A 15,434-nucleotide genomic window follows, 5' to 3' on the forward strand; every position below is an offset into this window, starting at 1 on the left:
CGCCATCACTCGATGATCGTGAACGACGGCAGCACTCACGTTCGATCGAGAACCAACCCGTATGGGTTGCTCCAAGACAGAAGTGCTGTCGATCGTCTGAAGTTAATAGTGCGAAGCCAAGGACGAATCCGTCGTTCTTTTTTTGGGGATCCCGTGAAATGTCTTATCCGCCTTGGGTGTGTGTCGGCCTGACTCGGTAGATCCGCATTCGGGGATCCCCCTCGACCACACCGTAGAGGGGGACGAAGGATTCCGGGTGACTGTCGGCCCAGGTGCGCTCGATCGGAAACTGTTGGGCATCGGCGATGTTGTGCCGCCCCTCGTCGGGGTTAGCCCGGGCCACGACGAGAATCTGCACGTTCTCTTGATGAAGAGCAGCCAGCCACCCGGGGTAGTCGGGATGAAGGCGATCCCAGCCGGGCCTCGAGTCGGGCCAGGTGGGTTCCCCCTTCGCCTTCGCTTCGCGATGGTAGTCGTGGAGCAGCCACGAGCGCCGGCCATCCACATTCACGTAGCAAACCTCGTTGCGCAGGCCTGCCCCCATCAAGTAGTAGGGGATGTTGGTCCCCGCGTAGGCGATCTTCGCCCCGGAGGCCCCCACGCGCGTCTCGAGGTCGAGCCAACCGAGATAGTAGTCGGGGAAGACCGGATAAGAGCGGCGCCGCGGATCGAGATCGTAGGGAAAGAACAGGCCGCAAGCGATCCCGAAGAGCCCGAGGCTGGCGAGCGCCGCGCGAAGCCATCGCGAGCGCAAATGCGTTGAGGATCCCTTGGCCCGGCTCCAGGCCCACGCCACCCCGAGCGAACCCACCCCAAGCAAGGCGACCACGGCCAGACCGATCAGGCGATTCGACTCACTCCTCCCCGGACTCATCAGCGCCACGTGTGGCATGAAGAAGATGCCCGCTGTCACGTCGGGGATCAGCCGACTCAGGTCCCAGGGAGCCGACCCCGAGTCGAAGGGCCAGTTCTGCGACATCAGCACATGCATGGCCAACAGCCCGAGCGCCACGATCCGTAGCCAACGACCGCGATCGAGGAGTCGAGCGAGCGGGACCACCGCCAGACCGACCGCGGGAAGCATGAACCTTTGCTGCGTTCGGTAGGGGATTAAGAGCCAGTAGAGTGCCACGTTCAGAATGGCGAGCAGCGAGCAGATCCAGACCCCTGCGTCTCGCTCGGTCCTCCGCGCCTTCAGCGACCAGAGCCCAAGGATAGCCGCGAACCAGAAAGGGGCGAGGTGCGGGTCGATCACCCCCATGACAACATCCCAGAGCGACCGCCAGTCCTCGACGGCGAGATAGTAAGGACTCGATCGCATGGCGAGCCGGTCATACCATCCCGAGAGCCAGACCTTTCCCCCAACCGCAAGATGGAGCGGATAAAGCGGGTTGCCCGTCAGCCAAACATTGCGTCCATACCAGAATCCCGCCATCACCAACGGCAGGGTAAAGACCAAGACGAGGTGGCCTGCTCGTTCCGGGAACGTCGTCCGCCGCCGCCAAACCGCCAAAGCGGCCAGGCCCAGCAAGACCGGCACGAATACCACCCCGATCGTCTTCGATCCGAGCGCCCCACCTGCCGCCAGCGCCCCAATGGCAAGCGTCGATCCCCGCGCGTCATCGAAGTCATAGCGCACGAAGAAGTAGGCGGCCAGCAAGTACCCGGCGACGAAAATCATGTCGACGTTCGCCTCGAAGGCGAAAAGCAGAAGCGGCGTCGACGTGAGGAACCAGGCCGTGGCAATCAGCGCCGACGACGATCCGGCCCCCAGCCGCCGAGCCAGGGCATAGGCCGTCACTCCGGACAGTCCCCAGAACGGCGCCTGCCCGACCTTCGCCAATCGGTCTCCCCCCCAGCCCGTCATCAGCCAGGTGAACCAGAGGTCGCCGACGGCCGGAAAATAGGGCGCGGCATTCTCGCCGAAGGGGGTCGCGATCAGATTGAGAGCCCCTTCCTTCCACCATCGAGCCGCAAAGTAAAGGTGGTAAATCGGCCCGTCGCTGATCACCTTGACCGGCCAGAGCAGCGATTGAACCCCATGAAACAAGCCCCCCCAGATCACGAACCCCAACGCAACGACCGATTCCCAGGCCCAGACCTGGCCGGTTGGATCGTCCGCCTCGACCAGCTCAGGCTGACGATCGCGGACCTTCAGAGCGAGCCCGATCCCGAGTCCAAGCAACGACCAGAGCAACAACGACGTCAGCCCCAGGACACCCGCCGCTCCCAGAACCTCCAGGCCGACCGTCGCCCAGGTCCAGGCCAGCGTCACCGCCGCCAACGCGCGCGCCAGGCCGGCCGGTTGGCGAAACCCATGACGCGCGGTCCAGTAGGCCCCCAAACCCAGCATCCCGTTGAGACCAGACGTACCCAGCAGGCCTATCATCATTGCGGGATCCTCGAAACCATGCTCCGCATCCAACTCGACATTCTAACAGAGTCCCCTTGCCGATCGAGCGAATCGCCGGCCTCGGGCTTCACTGCCTAAACCGGCACGGGCGCATCGGTTCGGCGACGGCGTCCACTCTTCACGAGGTCGCGAAGTCTTGGTAGAGTCGGTTGGCCCATAAGAGACCTCTGTCGTCTCTTGTTTCGCTCTGAGAAACTTCCTCGGGAGACGTCACGGATGCTAGGTGCGACCCTAGGCGCGAAGGACTACATGGAGAGGGTCTGCCGCGAGATCCAGCGTCTCGACATGGGGCAGGTCGAGCGGTTCAGCGACCTGATCGAACAGGCGTATCACGCCGGGCGCTTCGTCTTCATCTGCGGCAATGGCGGCTCGGGCTCGAATGCCTCGCACCTCTGCGAAGACCTGGCCAAGTGCACCCTGCGCGACTTCGAGAATCAGAAGCGGCTCAAGGTGCTCAGCCTGACGGACAACACCGCCTGGATCATGGCCGTCGCCAACGATATCAGCTACGAGAACATCTTCCTCGAACAGCTCAAGAACCTCGCCTCGCCCGGCGACCTCTTGCTGGCCATCTCGGGGTCGGGCAATAGCCCGAACATCCTCAAGGCCGTCGAGTGGGCCAACCGCAACGCGATGACGACGGTCGGAATCACGGGCTTTGGCGGCGGCAAGCTGCAAGCCCTGGCGCAGCATAACCTGCACGTCGGCATCGACGACATGGGGATCGTCGAGTCGCTCCACCAAGTCGTCTTTCACTGGATCATTGACGATATCTACCGGCGCATCTCAGGGCCGGCGACGGTAACTTCGACAGGTGCGAAATGACGGCAACGGCCCAGCCCTTTTTGCTCGGTATTGAAATCGGTGGCACCAAGCTCCAGCTTGGCCTCGGGCGGGGCGATGGCCAGATCCTCGCTCTCGAGCGTCGGACGATCGAGCCCGCACGAGGCGCCGCGGGAATCCTCGCTCAGATCAGTGAGGTCGTGCCGATCCTCCTGAGTCGTGTCGAGATCACGCGAGATCAGGTTGCGGCCGGCGGAATCGGATTCGGCGGGCCGGTCGACGTCACCCGGGGCGTGGTGACCAAGTCGCACCAGGTCGCGGGCTGGGATCGGTTTCCCCTGGCCGAATGGGCCCGGGCGCATTTGCAGATCCCGCTCGTTTCGATTCAGAACGACGCCGACACCGCCGGACTGGCCGAGGCGAGATTTGGCGCAGGGGTCGGCTTCTCTCCCTTGCTCTATGTCACGATCGGCAGTGGGATTGGCGGTGGCCTGATCCTTGATAACCAGATCTACCGTGGCTCGGGGGCAGGAGCCCTCGAAATCGGCCACCTCTGGATTGTCGACCGGACGACGTCCGACCTCGACGTCGTCAAGCTCGAGGACGTTGCCTCGGGCTGGGCGATCGCGGCGGCAGCGAGGCGCTACGCGGAACGGCAGATCGCCGATGGGCTTGGCGAATGGAAAGTCCTCCAGTCGGCCGACGGCATCCCCTCCCGAATCGACACCGCGATGGTGGCCGAGGCCGCAAAGGCCGGTGACCAGGAGGCCTCGTACATTCTGGGGAAGGCCGTCTTCGCAATGGCTCACGCATTGAATCAGGCCATCACCCTGCTCGCTCCCCATCGGGTCATTCTGGGTGGAGGCGTTTCGCTGATCGGCGAGGAGTTCTGGTTCGCCCCGATCCGCAACCAACTCAACCTGAACGTCTTCCCCCCCTTCCGAGGCAGCTTCGACGTCGTTCCCGCCGCGTTGGGCGAAGACGTGGTGATCCACGGTGCCTTGGCCTTGGCCCGCGACGCCGTGGCCAACGTGGACGGCTCACACACGACCGAGACACGTCCCTCGTGATCGGAACGCCAGGGGGCTACTGCGAAGGAAAGCATCGATCGCCCTTGCGCCGGAGAACCCACGGCCAACGCGTGAGGAAAGAGCTGGCCCCAGGCAAATTCGCCAACTTCCCAAGCAGCAGGCAGAGGACGCCCAATTCCTAAGCATTCATCTCCTCGGGCGAATCGCAGCCCTCGGTATTTCGCTCCATTCGGATGATTTTTTTTGGAGCAACGTCGACTCTCCCTGCCGCTCATGGCGTGCCCTCGCGAATGATCGCCTGGACAGGTCGGCTCAGGTCGTCACGGTTACTGACAACCGGGGTCGCACAGGGACAGACACGCGGCCTCGGCCCTTGCCGGACTAAGCTCGATCAAGCCGAGACCTCTGCCCTTGGGGACTGCGAACACTCCGCCCGCAATTCCCTGCCATTGAAAAGCGAGAGGGCACCCCACATTCAGCGCCAGGGACAAACACAATTCTCGGGCCCGTGCTGAGACCACTTGTGACTTCCCCTCCGGGGCCAAGCAGCGGTGCCCCCCAGAAGTCATTCGAGGAAGCCCACGGCCCTCCCCGGCTGCTTTGAAAACGCGTGCGGCAACTCTCCGGTTTCGCTCCCGGATATGGACCGGATTGCGGCCGCAATTCCGCCGGAATCCCCTTGGCTGGCGAGGAATCCGAGTCAAGGGCTCGACTCGTTGTCTATAGTTAAAGATGACTGGAGCGATGTCCCTTACGCTCTGACAAGTCGATCGGAAATCGCTCGCGAGGCCAAGCCCCAGACAATCCGGAATCGATCGTTTCCGACCCGTTTTCACGGAGACAATGAGCCGCCGATTTTTTGGATTTCGACCAGAAGATTGAGGACGTCTAGACTTCTGGTTGTCCTGTTCCTCATGCCGAGCCCGAGGGATCAAGAAGCGTCGGAGAATCCCGAACCAAGACCGCAAGATGAGGAGCATCCTCGGAACTCAACGGGGAGCAAACGCATGGAGCTTTTGCACAAACCCATCAATGTTAAACAACTCTGGCCCGACGTTTGCTGTTAGAATTCTTTGTCCGGAAAGGGCTGTGGAAAACCGGAAAAAGAGCCGTCTCTGTCTCCTCGGTTCACTGCAATAACTTGAGAGAGGGGACGACTTTCGGATTTTGAGTGAGGGAGTGAACCTGATTGTCTGCGAGCTCCTCTATACGGATGGCACAAAAAGGACGATAATTCCGCCTCTCTGTCAAAACGACCCTCCGGGGAAAATGGTCGCAAAAAAAGGACGCAGAAAAAAAATAAGTCGTTTAAAACACTCGGCAAGGTTTGAGCGTTTAGAATAGAGGAGAAGCGGTGGAATGGCCGCTCGCTGGCCAAGGAAAGGTCCCACAACCCAAAAGTTCAAGGGGCTCGCCATGATGACGAAATTGGCCGAAACCCAACTGTGGCAGCAGAACCTCGCTTCGCTGATCCGGTCGGGGCTGTTCTCGAGGGCCGAAACAGGCGAGTTGCATGGTCTATTTACGGTCGTTGGGATTTACGGCGACGAAACGTGTTCGGCGCCACTTGCCAAATACGCGGATGCTCGTCGGGCGTCTGATGCCGCGTACCTCGTCAATCAACTGGCGAAATCTCGTCCTTCCGTGGAATCTAACTGAAGGTTCATCACCCTCTTTTTCTTGACCAAGTGATTCGGCCGCCCTTCGCTTCATCGCGAAGGGCGGCCGTTTTCTTTTATCGCTCGGGGGGTTGCGCAAGACGCTCTTCCTCGCCGATCTCCCAGCCAATTTCCCAGGCGGTTTGACGATCGATCCGAAGTCGGGAAAGGCGAAACTCATTCAATCGCATGATGTCACGCGAACTCACCGATCGCGGCGGGTAAGACCGAAGCGGTGATCCGTACTTGTCCATCGCGCCAAATAAATGAAGCAGCTCGTGAACAATCGTCACCGGATCGGTGAACGGAGCACGGGTCAAAGGCTCGGGAAAACTCGATTCGCGGGCGTAGCAGACGGCCAGGCTCACCCCCGCCAATTCCGTCAGGTCCAGGGGGATGGCCAGCGACCGACCCGCCCGACGCGGGTGGAGGAGCCAGACCAACGCATCGGCATCAATCCTCGACCGGATCTGCTCCATCCAATCCACGGCGTCGCGAAAGCCGAGCCGCAACGCAGCGCGGCTCGTGTCGATCAGAGCCTTCGTCACCGCATGGGCCTCGAGCGGGCCCACGCTCTCTCCTTCGGGCTCGAAGGTCATCTCGACGTCGGTCGACGCCTCATCGTCGACCACGAAGTAGGTGTCGGCCAACGTCAGGTTGACGGGGGCCTTCCAGCGGATCGCCTCACGCTCAATCCAGACCCCCGCACGAAAGAGGGCGGCATGCGCCTGGGCGATCTCATCGTCCGACCAAGGGTGATGGTCGCGGCCGACGAACAGCGAAACCAGCGTGATTCGACCGAGTAACGGGGGCATGGCCCCGGACGGCAACCGCACAGGGGCGGGTAAACCCTCAACGGGCCGCAGCGCCCGGAACGCTGAGAACCTCGGGTCGCGTGCGTTCGGTTCCCCGATCGCCCCGGTCATGACGAGCCGATCGACCCGCCCGTCCGCCGGCCGGGCATTGGGAGGCGGAGCGGCCCGTCGCGTCGAACCCATCGACATCAAGACCACAAACAGGTCGCCGACCAGGGCCGCGAACAGGAGGATCGCACCACCGCCCAGGATGAGCGCACCGGGGGAAAAGTACGGCCGGAAGATCCAGGCGAAGGATCCTCCGGCCAAAGCCCCGGCCAGCCAGAACCAGCGTCGAATGGCCATCGCGGTAATCGTTCGTCCCGTGGTGCGTTTCACTTGGCGACGAGGACGATCGTCGATCGGGGACGCACGAGATAGGTTTTCTCCGGCAGGAAAAACGCCTGTTCCTCGGGCACGATGTCTTCCTCGACCGGCAAAGACGTGTCAACAACTCGATACCAGCGCCGGTCTTCGATCGTGGGAAGTTCGATCGTGATCGGCTCCCAGAAGGCGTTCGACGCCACGTAAATCGGCACGTCCGAACGCTGGTCGGTCTGGAACGCCTCGAGTTCCCAGGCGATGAATCGGGAGCTCTCCGAGAAGTCGGCGTGCTCGGGGCTCACCCCATGCCACTTGATGTTCCGGAGGATCGGCGTGTCCGACTCGTCGGAGGTCAGGTAGCGCCAGCGGCGGACGATCTGGTGCCGCTTGCGAAAGGCGATGATCAGTTTCGTGAATCGCAAGATCTCGGCGTGCCGCTTCGTATTCTCCCAGTTGATCCAGTTCAACGAGTTGTCCTGGAAGACCGTGTTGTTATCCCCCTCGGCCGTCCGCCTCGTCTCGTCGCCGTAGAGGAGCATCGGCGTCCCCTGGGAGAGGAAGAGGAGCGTCAAGAAGTTCTTGATCTGCTGACGCCGAAGCGTCTCAATCGCTGCTTTCTCCTCATCGGGCAAATCGGAAAGCTCGACCCACCCCTCGTATCCACAATTCCAGCTATTATTATCGTTGGCCCCGTCGCGATTCGACTCGCCGTTTCGCTCGTTGTGCTTGTCGTTGTAGGAAACGAGATCGTTGAGCGTGAACCCGTCGTGGCAGGTCACGAAGTTGATGCTGTGAAACGGTGATCGCTCCGAGTCGGGTTGGGGAGCGAACAAGTCGTACGAGCCGGCGACGCGGGTCGCCAACTCTCCGGTGAGTCCGGCTTCTCCCTTGACGAACTTGCGAACGACATCGCGGAACCGGCCGTTCCACTCCGCCCAGCGCCGATCCGAGAAGCTTCCGAGCATATATTGCTGGATACTCCAGGGCTCGGCAATCAGCTTGATCCGGGAGAGGACCGGGTCCGACTCGATCTCGTGGATGATCGGTGTCTTCCCCTTCTGCTGCTGATCGACGTCGATGGCGAAGACCGCCGCAAGGTCGAACCGAAATCCGTCGACGTGCATCTCGGTCACCCAGTAGCGCAGGCAATCGAGGATGAACTTGCGCGTCACCGGGTGGTTGCAGTTCATCGTGTTGCCACAGCCCGTGAAATCCATATAGAATTCAGGCTGAGGAGTCAACATGTAGTAAACATTGTTGTCCAACCCTTTGAAGCTGATCGTCGGCCCGTAATGATTCCCTTCGCGCGTATGGTTGAACACCACATCGAGGATGACCTCGATCTTGTTCTTGTGCAGTTCGCGAACGAGCATCTTGAACTCGTCGACCTGCTCACCGACCTTGCCGTAATAGCTGTAGTGCGACTCGGGGGCGAAGAAGCCGACCGTGTTGTAGCCCCAGGCGTTGGCCAGGCGCTCACCGGTCGCGGGGTCGCGAAACGGTCCGTCAAACTGGTCGAACTCCATGATCGGCATGAGTTCGACGGCCGTGATGCCCAAGGATTTAAGGTAGGGGATCTTCTCGATGAACCCGCGATAGGTGCCGGCGAGGTCCGTCTCCGACGAGTGGTGCCGGGTGAACCCGCGCACGTTGACCTCGTAGATGATCGACTCTTCGATCGGAATGTCGGGATGCTGGTCCTCCCGCCAATCGAAGTCGCTCTGATAGGCCACGCAGCGAGGGGCACCGGCGACGTTATCCACCGTGCTGGGAAGGAGGTGGCGGTCCGCTTTATCCGGCTCGCTATTGTCATAGCCCAGCGCATCGCCCGGCTGCCAGTAGTAATCCCCCGTGATCGCGGGTGCATACGGGTCAAGCAGCGTCTTGGCGACGTTGAACCGGGTTCCGTTCGTGGCCGGGTCGTAGGGACCGTCCGCGCGGAAGTTGTAGAGCGTCCGGTTCGGCAGCCCCTCGACAAAGATGTGCCAGACGTGATCCGTTCGGTTGGTCTCGGGCGAGAGCGAGATTACCTGGCTCGGCTCCTGGTCGGCGATATTATCAAAAAGAAGCAACTCGATGCGCGTCGCACCCGAGGAATAAACCGCAAAATTGATCCCATCGGGCTTCACGGTCGGCCCGAGCGGTTCAGGATCACCGGGCAGCAGATTCGTAATCTTCGGCATGGGGCCTCACCACGAACAGAGTTGCATTCACGGAGGAAAGCTGCCTGAGAAGATTTGCAAACCGTGTGCCTACAGCAGCACGAGCACAGGCCTCGACCGGGCAACCGGTTGCCCAGGTCGCGGCCAAGCCGACGGAAATCCGCCTGAGACGTCTCAAAATACCCGAGCAATCCCACCCTTCAGACTCATACCACACGAAGCAAGCGATGGCGGCTCTGGGCCGGAAAAACTCTCGAATCCCGCCCCCTGCCGGCAGAGGACGTCCCTTTTTTCTTGATGATCTACTCTGTGAGGAAAGGGGGATATCCGTTATCAACCAAGGGACCGCCCCAGCTCAAAGGGCGAAACGGGGGAGATCGCACGGATGGCTCAACTCCAAAACCAAGTTTGTTTCTTCGCAACGATCCTGCTTACCGGCCTCATCACCGGCTGCGACCATCGGAGTCCCGTCCCCCCGGCGGCCACTCCGAAAGAGACGCTCAGCGCGGTCGGCCAACGGCTCAGCCGCTCCCGCTCGCTCGACGACTTGACCACGATCGCCTCCAACGGCAGTCGCCTGCTTGCCGAACTCACCCCGGCGGAACGTGACGCTCTGGGACGAGGCCACATTCAAGTCGAGATCGATCGGCCCGCGATCGTCGAGGTCGCCGCAAGCCCGGCGACTCTTCCCTTCTGGCTGTCCGACCAGGGCTTCGCCAGAACCGAGGATTCGCTCGACGTTCAGGGCGAGCGGTGGTCCCTCTATCGAAAACAGGTCGAAGCCGGCGTGGTTGGCCTGGGAGTGAACGCCCTCGATCGCGCGGGGGGCGAACATTATGTCGCCTTCTTCCGGGCGGCGGACGGTGATCCGATATCGGTCCGCGTCCAGCGGCCGGATCGTTGGCAGACCGCCAAGGCCACCGAGGGCGTAAGCGCAGCCCTCGACGCCCTCGTTCCGATCCAGCGGCTCCCCGTCCACCTCCAGGGATCAATCCTCCTGCAAGTCCCTCGTGAGCTGCGTCACGCAACCGCGCTGGCTCGGGGCCGGATCTGGAAAACGCACGTCGCTTCGAGTCGAACACCCGATCAAGTCGCGGTCTCATTTGGCCCCAACCCCGCCCGCGACCTCGTCTGGACCTGGCGAACTGAACCCGGCGTGGACTCGACGGCCCTCCGACTCGCCCCGGCCTCGTCGCGGGGTGACGGCCCGGCTGATCCGAATGTCATTCGCCAGGTTGCCGGAGAATCGCACCTCGTCCGTTCCCCCGACCTTCTCAACGATCCGGCCATCCGTCGCCACCAGGTCCACGTCGACCAGTTGGAACCGGCCACGAGCTATGTCTACAGCGCGGGAGACGGCTCCCCCGAAGGTTGGACTCCCTGGAGACCGATCCGAACGGGACCGGAACGGCCGGACCGCTTTCAGTTCTTCTATCTTGGCGATGCGCAATGCGGGTTCGAGGGCTGGGGCCGACTCCTCGACGCGGCCCACCAGCGCCATCCCGACGCCGGCTTCATGCTGCTCGCGGGCGACCTCGTCGATCGCGGCAACGAGCGAACGAACTGGGATCATTTCTTCCTCCGCGCGAAGGGGGTCTTCGACACCTTGCCGCTCATGCCCTGCGTCGGAAATCACGAGTACCTCGACCAGGGGCCGCAACTCTACACCTCCTTCTTCGCGCTGCCCAAGAACGGTCCCCCGGAGATCGACCCCAACCTGGTCTACTCCTTCGAGTACGGCAACGCCTTCGTAGCAGTCCTCGACAGCAACCTGGCACTCGTCGATCGCAGGCTCGCCCAAATCCAGGCAGAGTGGCTGGACGCGGCCCTCACCAAGACGCAAGCGGCCTGGACGTTCGTTGTATTCCATCATCCCATCTATGCGTCGCATCCATCGCGACTGAACCCGACACTAGGGGAAGATTGGATTCCCGTCTTCGACAAGCACCACGTCGACTTCGTGCTCCAAGGGCACGACCACGCCTACTTGCGCACCCACCCGATGCGCGGCAACCAGCGTGTGGCCTCGAATGCGGAGGGCACGACCTACGTCGTCTCCGTCTCAGGTGAGAAATTCTGCGAGCAAGACCCACGAAGCTACACCGAATTGGGCCTGACCCACGTCTCGACCTATCAGACGATCGACATTGAGGTCCCCGCAAATCGTCTGCTCTACCGGGCCTGGAACCTCAAAGGCCAAGAGGTCGATCGCCTCGTGATTCAGAAACGATCACGCCTCGCCTTGGGCAATCAATAATCAACCACGCCCAAAGGACGTGGTACCAGGAAGGCCCCCCCGAGGGGGCCGTCTACATGAGGTAGCTCCCGTTGGGGCGTGGATGTCAGAATCGCAATACACTGCTCACAGTCCCGCTCGTGTCGACCGCAGCCCCTCGTTCGGAGCATTTTAGACCGATCCCGAGGGTGACTTACTGCACTTTCCGCAATTTTGTGGATTCGAGGCGGCTCGCCTAGCGTGTATCGGTCGCGGCTATTTCGACCCTTCCACGCCCGGGGCAAGAATGGCTATGACCCGTTCCACCGGCACCCCCGCGACTCTCGCCAGGCCGATCGCTTGTCCGGCCACGAAGAACGCTGAACCCGGGTCGAATGGGTCCGGAGGGTCGGTGGCGTTGTAGATGGCCTGGCAGCACGACTCCTCGAAATGATGTTGCAGCTCTCGCGGCCGATCCTCGGCCTTCATGGCCGCAAGTAACCGACGCCGCACCTCGTCGAACACGGCGTGCCCGGCCGACCAGCGGGTCGGGTCGGACGCCAGTTCCAGGACGCGGGTGTTACTCTCCGGATCGGGCACGTGGCCGGCGAACAACCGGAGCAACGCGGCGATGCAACCGCCCATCTGTACCTCGTACGGTCCGGGCTGGACCGCCGAGAATCCGCGAACGTCGGGGAAAGCCATAGAGCCTCCTTGGGGCCGCCGAAACAGGTGGATGGACGGGGGCCGGCCCGGCCGGGACGATGGCGGTTACCACACCAGACCGTCGCCTCGACCGGAGCCAGCCCCGATGACATCCTCGCATCCGCTACCCGCCCCTTGCCAGTGGTTCTCGTGGCTCGCCGCCGGCCTCGACCGCCGCTCCGCCCCCAGGCTCGCCCCGCTGTTCCTCGGCGCCGTCCTGGCTCGGGGACGGCGGACCGTCACCACTTGGATCAGGGCGGCCAAACTCAGCGGCCACTATCAGCGTTGTTACGTCGCCGTCGCCGCCGCCGGCAAGCGGGCCGATCGCATCGCCCGACGCCTGCTGACCGAAGTGGTCCGGCCGCTGCTCAAGGACGCCAAGCGGCTGACCCTCGCCCTGGACAACACCCCGACGAAGCGCTACGGGCCGCACGTCCAGGGGGCCGGGGTGCATCACAACCCGACCCCCGGCCCGGCTGGCTCGCCTTTCGTCTACGGGCACGTCTTCGTCGTCCTCGCCCTGCTCGTGGCCCACCCGGCGTGAGGCGTCGTCGCCCTGCCGCTGCTGGCCCGGCTCTACGTCCGGAAGAAGGACTTGCCGGGCATCGACCCGAAGCACCGGCCGGAGTTCCGCACCAAGCTGGAACTGGCCGTCGAGTTGCTCCGGTGGGCCAAGCCCTGGCTGGGGCTCCTGGAGTTGCCGATCTGGGTGGTGGCCGACGGGGCCTATGCCAGTAGGGAGTCCCTCAAGCCGGCGAAAGCCCTGGGGATGACCGTGGTCAGCCGACTTCGCAAAGACGCGGCCCTGCGGACCCTGCCTGGCCTCCGGCCGGCGGGAAAGCGGGGCCGGCCCCGGGCCTACACGGCCCGGACGTGATCGACCTGGCCAAGCGGGGCGGCCAGCGGCGCGGCTGGTCGTCCGACACGTTCGACCTGTATGGGGAGGAGGTCCTCAAGAAGTACAAGACGTTCCTGGCGACCTGGCGTCCGGCCGGCGGCGCGATCCGGGTGGTGCTGGTGGACGAGCCGAACGGCTGGTGGGCGTACTTCTGCACCGACACCTCGGCGAGCGTGGCCGTCATCCTGGGGATGGTAGCCGACCGGTTCAGCCTGGAGATCACCTTCCGCGAGTGCAAGCAGATCGTGGGGGCAGGCCAGCAGCAGGTGCGGTTAGAGCGTGTTATGAACGGTAGTTCAGTGGCGAACGTAGTTTAGGGTATGATTATGCACCAACCCTACCCCAGCGACGTCACCGATGCCGAATGGGAGTTCGTTCTCCCTTATCTTTGCCTGCTCCCTGAAGATGCCGGCCAGCGAGTCCACAACCTCCGCGACGTCTTCGACGCCTTGCGTTGGCTCGTCCGAAGCGGAGCACCATGGCGTTACCTGCCCGCTGACTTCCCTCCTTGGGAGATGGTCGATCAGCAGACCCGCCGCTGGCTTGCCGCCGGCTGTTTCGAGGCCATTGTCCACGACCTTCGAGCCGTGCTCCGCTTCGCTGACAAGAGAAAACCCGAGCCGACGGCCGTCATCTTCGACGGCCGAACCATCCCGTCGACCCCCGAGAGTGGTGGCCGTGCGGGCTACGACGGGTACAAGCGTCGCAAGGGTGCCAAGGTCCACATCGCCGTGGATACGCTCGGACATCTGCTGGCGCTGCACGTGACTCCAGCCAACGAGCAAGAGCGGGCCCAGGTCGACACGCTGGCCAAAGCCGTCCAAGAGGCGACGGGCGAGTCGGTCGAACTGGCCTATGTCGACCAAGGCTACACCGGCGAGGAGGCATTCGATGCAGCGGCCCACCACGGGATCATCCTCGAAGTTGTGAAGCTGGCCGAGGCGAAGCGTGGATTCGTGCTGCTGCCGCGACGTTGGGTCGTCGAGCGGTCGTTCGGTTGGGCGGCTCGGGTCCGCCGATTGGCACGGGACTACGAGCGGCTCTCCGAAACACTCGCCGGGCTGCACTACGTCGCATTCAGCTTGCTGATGCTTCACAAGGCGGCTCCGCCGTTCGCCTGAGGTTCATAACACGCTCTAATCTGGGCCAACGTCGGGGCCTTCCACGTCTGCCTGTGGACTTACACCATGACCGAATCGTGGGCCTGGGGGCGACCGGCAGATGAGTTGGTGGACCGCTCGGCGTCGCCGTGGGACAAAGCATCACGGCGTCCGAGCCACGCGGACAAGCGTCGGGCATGGCGCCGTGAATTGCTCGGCGAGGAGATTCGTGAGTTTCTACGCCCGGGGGCTACCGAGGCGGAAATTCAGGCGACGGCTGAGAGACTGCTCAGCTTGGCCGCATTATATATACTCACACTGAAAGTACAGTGACTTACGGAATGCGTAAGAATGCACGCCGGGTTGTTCGAAACTCTTCGGATCGCACGGCCAGAGGACGTGGATTTAAAATCCATTAATCACACATATAAAAAATAGTCAACATTACACTGCAACTTTTGACAGCTACTCCTTCGGAATAGAACCACCACACATCAATCATTCTGTTGCTCTCCGTCAACGAGATCAAACAGTTGGGTTCCGCTGTGCCGAAATCACCCACGATGAGCTTTCTCAATTCGGCGCTCTGTTGACTCCCCGGATCGAATCCATTAATTTGAAATGCGCAAATGATTGCCGCTTCCTTCACCGGCTTTCGTGTTGCGATGCTCGTGTGCGACCGGACACAGTCTCATGCAGCTTTCCCCATTGCGGAGCAAAGAGGCCCGACTCGGCGACCGCGACGCCGTAGCCCCGGCTGATCCTGAAATCGGCCCGGGCGCACGGATCTCGTCGAGCGTGCCGGTGGCGCTCGGACCAGGCGACCCCGGCGCATGCTCCAGGCAGAAGGCAGCGTGCAGGCCGGTTTTGCCCAGGTCCCCGCTGCATGCAATCGGCCTGGCCGTACTGATCTGGCTTCTCAACCCGGGGCAACAAGCAGTGACGGCCGGGAATGTTGCCGCACAAAAGGAAGTTCCCACTCTCTGTGGACTCCAGCAAGCCACGTCAACCCTTCGAGTCGTCGCTGGCTCTTTCGTGCTCGCCGATCGGCAGCAGAACCGTTCGATCCATTCATCGGACGGACGTCTCTTCGGCTTTCCCGATGAGATGGCATGGGACGACGACAACGGCGAGACGGCTCCCCCAATTGCCTGGCTCCAGGAGAGGAATTTCTCATCGATCGCCCCCGCTGTCGGCTCTACACCGACCTGGATTGAACCCCCTGCTTCTCCCTTACTCATGCCAGCACGACTCCGTTGTTAGGCCCTGCCCGGTCCACGCACACTCCTGC

At 62.4% G+C, this 15,434-nt stretch carries 10 protein-coding genes and 1 pseudogene; 7 read left to right on the plus strand and 4 right to left on the minus strand.

Annotated features, from left to right (window positions below; all coding sequences use genetic code 11):
- Positions 1–163 precede the first annotated feature (163 nt).
- Positions 164–2,392 (minus strand): glycosyltransferase family 39 protein, encoded by a 2,229-nt coding sequence (locus tag SINAC_RS14375; protein WP_020466148.1) that lies wholly within the window; start codon positions 2,390–2,392, stop codon positions 164–166.
- A gap of 237 nt (positions 2,393–2,629) precedes the next feature.
- On the opposite strand from SINAC_RS14375, the gene SINAC_RS14380 reads away from it, so the two are divergent.
- The 3 genes from SINAC_RS14380 to SINAC_RS14390 all read left to right on the plus strand — a co-directional run bounded on the left by SINAC_RS14380 (position 2,630) and on the right by SINAC_RS14390 (position 5,886).
- The gene (locus tag SINAC_RS14380) at positions 2,630–3,238 is read left to right on the plus strand and encodes a D-sedoheptulose-7-phosphate isomerase (protein ID WP_015246366.1); all 609 of its coding nucleotides are present in this window, start codon (positions 2,630–2,632) and stop codon (positions 3,236–3,238) included.
- Positions 3,235–4,266 (plus strand): ROK family protein, encoded by a 1,032-nt coding sequence (locus SINAC_RS14385; RefSeq protein WP_015246367.1) that lies wholly within the window; start codon positions 3,235–3,237, stop codon positions 4,264–4,266. The genes SINAC_RS14380 and SINAC_RS14385 overlap by 4 nt, the downstream gene beginning before the upstream one ends.
- A gap of 1,320 nt (positions 4,267–5,586) precedes the next feature.
- On the plus strand, positions 5,587–5,886 hold the full coding sequence (locus tag SINAC_RS14390) for a hypothetical protein (protein ID WP_015246369.1): 300 nt from the start codon (positions 5,587–5,589) through the stop codon (positions 5,884–5,886).
- A 76-nt stretch (positions 5,887–5,962) separates the two neighbouring features.
- On the opposite strand, the gene SINAC_RS14395 is transcribed toward SINAC_RS14390, so the two are convergent.
- Positions 5,963–7,045 (minus strand): hypothetical protein, encoded by a 1,083-nt coding sequence (locus tag SINAC_RS14395; protein WP_020466146.1) that lies wholly within the window; start codon positions 7,043–7,045, stop codon positions 5,963–5,965.
- Between the two features lie 29 nt (positions 7,046–7,074).
- The gene (gene glgX, locus SINAC_RS14400; RefSeq protein WP_015246371.1) at positions 7,075–9,246 is read right to left on the minus strand and encodes a glycogen debranching protein GlgX; all 2,172 of its coding nucleotides are present in this window, start codon (positions 9,244–9,246) and stop codon (positions 7,075–7,077) included.
- Positions 9,247–9,610: 364 nt separating this feature from the next.
- Between glgX and SINAC_RS14405 the strand changes: the two genes are divergently transcribed.
- Entirely contained in the window at positions 9,611–11,482 is a 1,872-nt protein-coding gene (locus tag SINAC_RS14405; RefSeq protein ID WP_015246372.1) for a purple acid phosphatase family protein, read from the plus strand.
- A gap of 234 nt (positions 11,483–11,716) precedes the next feature.
- Here SINAC_RS14405 and SINAC_RS14410 read toward each other — a convergent pair whose 3' ends face one another.
- Positions 11,717–12,145, minus strand: coding sequence for a hypothetical protein (locus SINAC_RS14410; RefSeq protein ID WP_015246373.1), 429 nt, complete (start codon positions 12,143–12,145; stop codon positions 11,717–11,719).
- 106 nt (positions 12,146–12,251) lie between these two features.
- Here SINAC_RS14410 and SINAC_RS14415 point away from each other — a divergent pair.
- From SINAC_RS14415 to SINAC_RS14430, 3 genes and pseudogenes are all read left to right on the plus strand, one after another.
- A pseudogene (locus SINAC_RS14415) lies at positions 12,252–13,315 on the plus strand (IS701 family transposase); the annotation flags it as partial.
- 48 nt (positions 13,316–13,363) lie between these two features.
- Complete coding sequence (locus SINAC_RS14420) at positions 13,364–14,164, plus strand: IS5 family transposase (RefSeq protein ID WP_026011987.1); 801 nt, start codon at positions 13,364–13,366, stop codon at positions 14,162–14,164.
- Positions 14,165–14,836: 672 nt separating this feature from the next.
- Positions 14,837–15,406 (plus strand): hypothetical protein, encoded by a 570-nt coding sequence (locus tag SINAC_RS14430; RefSeq protein ID WP_020466143.1) that lies wholly within the window; start codon positions 14,837–14,839, stop codon positions 15,404–15,406.
- Positions 15,407–15,434 lie beyond the last annotated feature (28 nt).

The organism is Singulisphaera acidiphila DSM 18658 (genome assembly GCF_000242455.2).
Lineage (GTDB): Bacteria > Planctomycetota > Planctomycetia > Isosphaerales > Isosphaeraceae > Singulisphaera > Singulisphaera acidiphila.

What these genes read in the sequence shown, in the direction of transcription:
- SINAC_RS14375 (WP_020466148.1), bottom strand. Translation starts at nt 2,392, where the DNA reads ATGATGATAGGCCTGCTGGGTACGTCTGGTCTCAACGGGATGCTGGGT.
- SINAC_RS14380 (WP_015246366.1), top strand. Translation starts at nt 2,630, where the DNA reads ATGCTAGGTGCGACCCTAGGCGCGAAGGACTACATGGAGAGGGTCTGC.
- SINAC_RS14385 (WP_015246367.1), top strand. Translation starts at nt 3,235, where the DNA reads ATGACGGCAACGGCCCAGCCCTTTTTGCTCGGTATTGAAATCGGTGGC.
- SINAC_RS14390 (WP_015246369.1), top strand. Translation starts at nt 5,587, where the DNA reads ATGGCCGCTCGCTGGCCAAGGAAAGGTCCCACAACCCAAAAGTTCAAG.
- SINAC_RS14395 (WP_020466146.1), bottom strand. Translation starts at nt 7,045, where the DNA reads ATGGCCATTCGACGCTGGTTCTGGCTGGCCGGGGCTTTGGCCGGAGGA.
- glgX (WP_015246371.1), bottom strand. Translation starts at nt 9,246, where the DNA reads ATGCCGAAGATTACGAATCTGCTGCCCGGTGATCCTGAACCGCTCGGG.
- SINAC_RS14405 (WP_015246372.1), top strand. Translation starts at nt 9,611, where the DNA reads ATGGCTCAACTCCAAAACCAAGTTTGTTTCTTCGCAACGATCCTGCTT.
- SINAC_RS14410 (WP_015246373.1), bottom strand. Translation starts at nt 12,145, where the DNA reads ATGGCTTTCCCCGACGTTCGCGGATTCTCGGCGGTCCAGCCCGGACCG.
- SINAC_RS14420 (WP_026011987.1), top strand. Translation starts at nt 13,364, where the DNA reads ATGATTATGCACCAACCCTACCCCAGCGACGTCACCGATGCCGAATGG.
- SINAC_RS14430 (WP_020466143.1), top strand. Translation starts at nt 14,837, where the DNA reads ATGCAGCTTTCCCCATTGCGGAGCAAAGAGGCCCGACTCGGCGACCGC.